Source organism: Kitasatospora sp. NPDC059803 (assembly GCF_042732255.1).
Lineage (GTDB): Bacteria > Actinomycetota > Actinomycetes > Streptomycetales > Streptomycetaceae > Kitasatospora.
This window is the reverse complement of sequence record NZ_JBHWIJ010000168.1, coordinates 4,137-11,050: the sequence shown is the minus strand read 5'-3', so window position 1 is coordinate 11,050 and position 6,914 is coordinate 4,137. Positions and strand designations below refer to the sequence as shown.

The 6,914-nt window shown below is 75.1% G+C and carries 6 protein-coding genes; 4 read left to right on the top strand and 2 right to left on the bottom strand.

Annotated features, from left to right (window positions below; translation table 11 throughout):
* Positions 1 to 130: 130 nt before the first annotated feature.
* Positions 131 to 589: a DinB family protein gene (locus tag ACFV6I_RS24540; protein WP_380343078.1), complete on the bottom strand. Its 459-nt coding sequence runs from the start codon at positions 587 to 589 to the stop codon at positions 131 to 133.
* 386 nt (positions 590 to 975) lie between these two features.
* Here ACFV6I_RS24540 and ACFV6I_RS24535 point away from each other — a divergent pair, with 386 nt between their 5' ends.
* A complete protein-coding gene (locus ACFV6I_RS24535; RefSeq protein ID WP_380343054.1) occupies positions 976 to 1,818 on the top strand; it encodes a class I SAM-dependent methyltransferase in 843 nt (280 codons plus the stop codon).
* 100 nt (positions 1,819 to 1,918) lie between these two features.
* On the opposite strand, the gene ACFV6I_RS24530 is transcribed toward ACFV6I_RS24535, so the two are convergent.
* Positions 1,919 to 3,205 (bottom strand): MFS transporter, encoded by a 1,287-nt coding sequence (locus ACFV6I_RS24530; RefSeq protein ID WP_380343051.1) that lies wholly within the window; start codon positions 3,203 to 3,205, stop codon positions 1,919 to 1,921.
* 230 nt (positions 3,206 to 3,435) lie between these two features.
* On the opposite strand from ACFV6I_RS24530, the gene ACFV6I_RS24525 reads away from it, so the two are divergent.
* From ACFV6I_RS24525 to ACFV6I_RS24515, 3 genes are all read left to right on the top strand, one after another.
* Positions 3,436 to 4,785 (top strand): condensation domain-containing protein, encoded by a 1,350-nt coding sequence (locus ACFV6I_RS24525; RefSeq protein ID WP_380343048.1) that lies wholly within the window; start codon positions 3,436 to 3,438, stop codon positions 4,783 to 4,785.
* 108 nt (positions 4,786 to 4,893) lie between these two features.
* Positions 4,894 to 5,868 carry an NAD-dependent epimerase/dehydratase family protein gene (locus tag ACFV6I_RS24520; RefSeq protein ID WP_380343045.1) on the top strand — a complete coding sequence of 325 codons (975 nt, stop codon included), beginning with the start codon at positions 4,894 to 4,896 and terminating at the stop codon, positions 5,866 to 5,868.
* A 142-nt stretch (positions 5,869 to 6,010) separates the two neighbouring features.
* Positions 6,011 to 6,914: aminoglycoside N(3)-acetyltransferase (locus tag ACFV6I_RS24515; protein WP_380427635.1), on the top strand; the 904-nt coding region annotated here is incomplete at its 3' end.

Genomic DNA, 6,914 nt, shown 5'->3' with positions numbered 1-6,914 from the left:
ATGGTTTAGGGGGGGATGGTTTTTGTTTATAAGTCTCAGCCTCAATCGTCGCGGCCGTCCCCCCCCGAACCCACTTGGTGGGGTGTAGACCCCGGGGGGGGCCGGGGGCCCGGGCACCCGGCGCGCACGGCTACGCCCCCACCACCCCGTCGATCGCCTCCCGCAGGAAGTCGGCGTGCCCGTTGTGCCGGGCGTACTCGTGGATCAGGTGCAGCATCACCAGCCGCAGCGACACGTCGGCGTCCCACCGGGCCTGGTACCCGGTGACGTCGAGGGTCTCGGCGGCGCGCTCGATGCGGCGCGCGTGTTCGACCTCGGCCTGCCAGACGGCGAAGGCCTCGGCCCGGGTGGCGCCGGTGGCGTCGTACGCGGCCTGGAAGTCGCCGTCCTGCGACCAGACCAGCGGGACGTCCTCGCCGTCGATCACCCTGCGGAACCAGGTGCGCTCCACCTCCGCCATGTGCCGGACCAGCCCGAGCAGGGTCAGGGTGGACGGCGGGCTGGAGCGCCGGCGCAGCTGCTCGTCGGTGAGGCCCTCGCACTTCAGGGCGAGGGTCGCCCGGTGGAAGTCCAGGAAGCCGCGCAGCATCTCGCGCTCGCCGCCACGGAGCGGCGGTGCGGGGCGCTGGTCAGGGATGTTCACGGTGTCGCTCTCCTCAAACCCTCGGGAATCCTCGCGGACTGTAGCGAACCGGCCGTCCGCGCCCGGTAGCCGCCCCCGGTAGTGCGGCGGTGTTCTGAGCCCCCCGGGCCACCTCCGCGCCCCTTTCCCGCCCCGGACCGGGGTCCATCACGTACCGTGTTCGGATCACCACCGGTTTGGGTACGTACCTCGGCGCGCCCGACGGGCGCCGAGCACCGCGGTGCCGGTCACAGCGCCGCCACATCGTCACGCAGCACGTTCAGCGCCCCCGGTCCGGGGTCGTCACTCCACCGCCGAGACCGGGTACATCACACACCGGGAGACCGACCATCATGAGCCACGACCACATCCCCGCCCCCGTACGCCGGACCTACGGTGCCGGCGATCTGTCCCAGGCCGCGAGCTTCGCCGGTGGATTCATCAACTTCGGCTACTGGCAGGACATGGACCTCACCGCCCCGACGACCGAGGACCGGGTCCACAGCCAGGAACAGCTCTACCGCCGGGTCCTGCGGGAGTTCGCGGAGCCACGTGAGCGGCTGCGGCTGGCCGAGGTCGGCTGCGGGCGCGGGCTCGGCGCGGCGCTCGCCCTGCGCGAGTTCCGGTTCGGGGGCGTGACCGGCGTCGACATCCACCCCGACCAGATCGAGCGCGCCCGCGCCGTCAACGCCAAAGCCCTGGCCACCTACCCCGATCGGCTCGCCTACACCTTCGGATCGGCCAACCAACTCCCCTTCGCCGACGGCTCCCTGGACGGCGTCTACTCCGTCGAGGCCGCCCAGCACTTCCGCGAACTCACCGGCTTCGCCCGCGAGACCGCCCGCGTCCTACGCCCGGGCGGCCGGCTCGTCGTGACCACCTTCTTCGCCGCCGCCGGACCGGACATCACCGAGCGCCTGAGCATCCTCCTCGCCAGCTTCGCCGACGGCCTCGACCTCCCCCACCCCCTCGCCGCCTTCACCAGCGACCTCACCGCGGCCGGCTTCACCACCATCACCACCGAGTCCATCGGCGACGCCGTCTGGCCCGGCCTCGACCGCTACCTCACCGACGCCGTCCCTCCCGGTCACTGGAGCCGCAACTTCCTCCCCGCCTGGCGCAGCGGCCTCCTCGACTACCACGTCGTCACCGCCACCCGGCCCGGGCCGGCGGAAACGGCCCGCCAGTCGATCTGACGCGCCGTCCTGCCCCCCCCCGGTACGTCGCGGGGCCCTGACGCCCCCTCCGCCGTCCGCTCCGGGCCCGGCGGGCGCCCGACGGCCGCGACGCGCCGGATCAGCCGACCGCCGCCCCCACCCGCGGCGACGGCTCGGCCGCCGGGCCGGCCAGGGCCGCCAGCCGGCGCAGGCTGGCCCGGCGCTGGAGCGCGCCGAGGCCGACGGTCGCCGCGCCGAGGGCCAGCCAGCCGGCCGGACCGGCCGTCATCACCACGCCGGTGAGCAGCAGCGGGCCCACCGACTTCTGCACCGACTGGGCCATCCCGGCCACCCCCAGGTAGGAGGCTTGGGCCCCCGGGGGCGCCAGGACGACCGCCAGCTCCCAGGAGCTCACCGAGCGCATCAGCTCCGCCAGCGTGACGAGCATCGCCGCGGCCAGCAGCGCGAGCGAGGCCGTCCACGGCCCGCCGCCGGTGGCGAGCGCGGTCAGCAGGCAGCAGCCGAGCAGCGTCAGGCCGTACCAGCCCACCGCCGCGGCCGCCCCGTGCGGGCCCTGCGCCCGCGCCGAGACGCGCAGTTGCAGGAGCACCACGAGCACCGTGTTGAGGATCAGGAAGACCGGGACGACGGCGTGCGGCGCGCCGGTGTGGTGGACGAGCCAGAGCGGCAGGCCGACGTTGAGGATCGAGTCGTCCAGGTTCAGCGGCATGTCCAGCGCGACGAACAGCAGGTAGCCCCGGTCGCGCCAGGGGCTCGGAGCTGCCGCCGGAGCTGTCCCCGGGGCGGCGGCGGGCTCTTCCCCGGAGGCCGCGGCGACCAGGCCGCGCCCGGCCGGCTCCCGGGTGCGCCAGACCAGGACGGCGGCGAAGGCGAAGGAGAGTGCGTTGGCCACGATCAGCGCGCGGTAGGCGTTCGTGGTGCCCATCGCCAGGCCGATCGCCGCGATGCCCGCGCCGAGCGCGTACCCGGCGTTGGCCACGCTGCGGAACAGCGCCTGGTACGTGCCACGCCGCTCGCCCGCGATCCGGGTGGCGAACAGCATCTCCAGGGTCTTGGCCGCCCGTTCGGCCAGGCAGGTCAGGGCGACGGCGGGGAGCAGCGTGGCGAAGTCGTCGACGACCAGCAGCAGGCCCATCGTCCCGATCCGCAGCAGGTGGCACCCGATCAGCAGCCACCGCACCGGCAGCCGTTCGGCCGCCCGCCCGGCGAGCGGGGACCCGGCGATCCCCGCCGCCGCGCCCACGCCCAGCAGCACGCCGAGCTGCCGGGCGTCCATCCCGCACACGTAGGTGAAGTACAGCACCGAGGCCGCCGCCCACACCCCGCTCCCGGTCCGGTCGACGCACTGCGCCAGCAGCATGATCCGCGCGTCGCGCCCGCCCGGCGGCTTCCGCAGCTGCGCCATCAGTCCGTTCCCCCGCATGGCAGGCCCCCGTTGCATGATCGACATCAATCTCGACATCAAGATACTTCACGTCGAGATAGATGCGGAAGCCCCGGCCGCACACCCGCCGGGCCCCGAACCTCGGACCTCGACGGCGGGCGGGCGGTGCGCCACACTCTCCCCAGCAGCATCCGCGCTCCCAACGCACCGGCACGACGTCACGATCCACCGCCACATCGGAGAGCCACACGGTGACCACTCGTCAACTGCTGGAGATCGCCTTCTCGTCCGGCCGGGCCGGGTCCGGCCCTGCCACCTGGGGCCAACAGGCCATCTGGGACGTCCTGAGCCGGCTCACCCCGGCCGACGTGCCGCGCTACAACATCGCCGCGGCGGCGCCGCTCGACCCCGGGCTGCCGCTGCCCGCCCTGCTCGCCGGCCTGGAGGGGCTGCTCCACCTGCACGACTCGCTGCACACCCGCCTGGTGCCGGGCGAGGCCGGCCGGTTACACCAAGTGGTCGACGCCGAGGGCCGGTTGGAGGTGGAGGTACGGCACTGCGCGGAGCCGGCCGATCCGGCCGAGGCGGGCGCGCGGCTGCACGAGGAGCTGGCGGCACTGCCGTTCGACACCGCCACCCAGTGGCCGATCCGGGTCGGCGTGGTGGAGGCGGGCGGGTCGGCCCGGTACGTGAGCCTGGTGCTCTCGCACACCGCGGTGGACGGCACGGGGATGAACCGCCTGGTGGCCGACCTGACCGCGCTCTGCCAGGGCACCTCGCCGGACGAACTGGCCAAGATCCGCGAGCCCGCCCAACAGCCGCTGGAGGAGGCGGAGTTCCAGGCCTCCGAGCGCGGTCGGCGGCGGGACGAGGGCGCCCGCAAACAGTTCCTGCGCAAGCTCCGGCTGGCCCCGGCCCGGCTGTTCCCCCCGCCCGGCGAGCCGGCCACACCGGGCGCCAGGTTCCCGAACGCCGTCCTGCGCTCGCCCGCGCTGCCCCGCGCGGTGGACCAGGTGGCGGCCGCCCACCGGGTGACGTCCTCCTCGGTGCTGCTGGCGGCGACGGCGGCGATGACGGCCCGGCTGTCGGGCTCGACGGAGGCGGTGCTGAACGTCGTGGTGAACAACCGCTTCCTGCCCGAACTGACCAACGCGGTGAGCGTGGTCGCGGGCGACGGGCTGTTCCACCTCCCGGACGCCACCGCCGAGTTCAGGGACGTCGTCCGGCGCACGAACGCCGCCGCGATCGGCGCCTACCGCCACGCCTACTACGACAAGCTGCGACTGCAGGCCGAGATCGGGCGGCTCGCCGCCGAGGGCGTCCCGCTCGCGGACCGGTCCTGCATCTTCAACGACACCCGCGAGCTGGTCACCGCCTCCCCCGACACCGGGACGGGTGAGGAGACCACCCTGACCTGGCCGGTGGAGTTCGAGCCCCGCCCCGGCCTGACCTACGCCCTGGACGCACTGCAGTCCCCGGGCGCACTGAGCCTGACCATGACGGCCGACCCCGCGGTGCTCCCGCGCCCGGCGATGGAGCGCTTCCTGTACGGGATCGAGGAGTTGATCCTCACCGAGGCCCGCACCCTCGAAGCAACCTAGCCGTGCCCCGAGACCGGAGGGCACCGTGCACCACGCGGCGCCCTCCGGCGCCTCCCCGCCACCCGCCGCTCCCCCCGGGCCCGTTGGCCCCGCCGCTACGCTGAGCCCATGCGGATCCTCCTCCTCGGCGGCACCTCCTTCGTCGGCCGCGCGATCGCCGACGACGCCCTGCGCGGCGGCGCCGAGGTCGCCCTGTTCACCCGCGGCCGGACCAAGCCCGGCCTCTTCCCCGCCGCCGCCCACCTGATCGGCGACCGCGACACCGGCGACTACACCGCCCTGCGCGGCGGCCGCTGGGACGCGGTGGTGGACGTCAGCGGCTACCGCCCCCGCCAGGTCGGCCAGGCCATGGACGCGCTCGGCGACCGGGTCGGCCGCTACCTGTTCATCTCCAGCCACGCGGTGTACGAGCGCGCCGGCCTCGCCCCCGGCTCGGACGAGTCCGCCCCGCGCCGCGCACCCCTGCGCGACGCCGAGCAGCTCACCGAGGAGACGTACGGCCGGCTCAAGGTCGCCTGCGAGGACGACGTCACCGCCCGCTACGGAGACCGGGCGACGATCGTGCGCCCCGGAAAGGTGGCCGGCCCCCACGACGAGCAGCGCGGGCTCACCTACTGGGCGCGCCGGGCCGCCCGGGGCGGGCGGATCGCGCTGCCGGGGCGGCCGGAGCAGCCCGTCCAGGTGGTCGACGTGCGCGACCTGGCCCGGCTGGTGGTCCGGCTGCTCCAGGACGGCCGGGCGGGCGCCTTCCACGCCGTCGGCCCGGCCGAACCGACCACGCTGGGTGGGCTGATCGCCACCTGCGCCGAGGTCGCGGGCGCCGAGGTGGAGGTCGTCCCGGTGCCGCCGGAGAGCGCGCCGCCACCGTTCTTCCCGCTGGTCCGGGCTGCGCCGCTCTGGACCGGACAGCAGCGCAGCGCCGCCCGGGCCAGGGCGGCCGGGCTGCCGGCGACCCCGCTCGCGGTCACCGCCGCCGACGTGCTCGCCTGGGACCGCGAGCGCGGCGAACCGCCCCTCGGCCACGGCTTCACGCCCGAGCAGGAGGCCTGGGTGCTGGCCGAAGCGACGGGGCCGAGGCCCTGAACGACCGCCGACCCTGCACAGCACGACCGGTCAGGACGGACTGCCGGACGGCCACCCCGTCCTGACCGGTTGTCAGTGTCACGCGCTATGGTCGGCCCCGAACGATCCCACCAGCACCTGCACAGCACCGCCAGGGGGCACCATGACCGCGCACCGCACCACCGCGCACAGCGCCGGCCCGCGCACCACCCCGCTCGACGCACCGCTCGACACCCCGCTCGACGCGTCGCTCAGCACCGCCGATCTCGTCGACGGCTGGCGGCGGGTGGGCGTCCGCGAGGGCATGGCGATGATCGTGCACTCCTCGCTCTCCAGCCTCGGCCGGGTCGACGGCGGCGCCGCGGCCGTGGTGGCCAGCCTGCGCGAGGCGGTCGGGCCCGGCGGCACGGTCGCGGTGCCCACCTTCACCACCGCCGTCGTCCGGGACCCGGCACCGGAGCACGCCGGCCTGCCGAGCCCCGAGGTCGCCGAACGGCGCGCCGCCGTCCCGCTGTTCCACCCCGGGCTCCCCTCCCCGATGGGTGCCGTGCCGGAGGCGCTGCGCGCGCTGCCGGAGAGCCTGCGCAGCACGCATCCGCAGGCCTCGGTCGCCGCGGTCGGGGCGCACGCCCGCGAGGTCACCGCCCGCCGCTCGCTGGGCTTCGCGGTCGGCCGCGAGTCGCCCTTCGGCGCGCTGCACGACCTCGGTGGGTACGTGCTGCTGATCGGTGTCGGGCACAACCGCAACACCTTCCTGCACTACGCCGAGACCTTCGCGCCCAACCGCCGCCTCAAACTCCGGCGCTTCCCGATGGCGATCCAGGGCGAGCGGGTCTGGATCGAGGCGCCCGACGTGGGCGACGACAACGACACCCACTTCCCGGTCGTGGGAAAGGAGTTCGAGGAGCGGGCGGGCATCCACGAGGTGCTGGTCGGCAACGCGCCCTGCCGGCTGATCCCGGTCCGGGAGCTCATACCCTTCGCCGTGCCCCCCCCCCCCCCCACGGGGGGGGGGGGCCGGCCCCGCGCCGGGGGGGCCCCCCCCGCCCCCCCCCGCCGCAACCCGC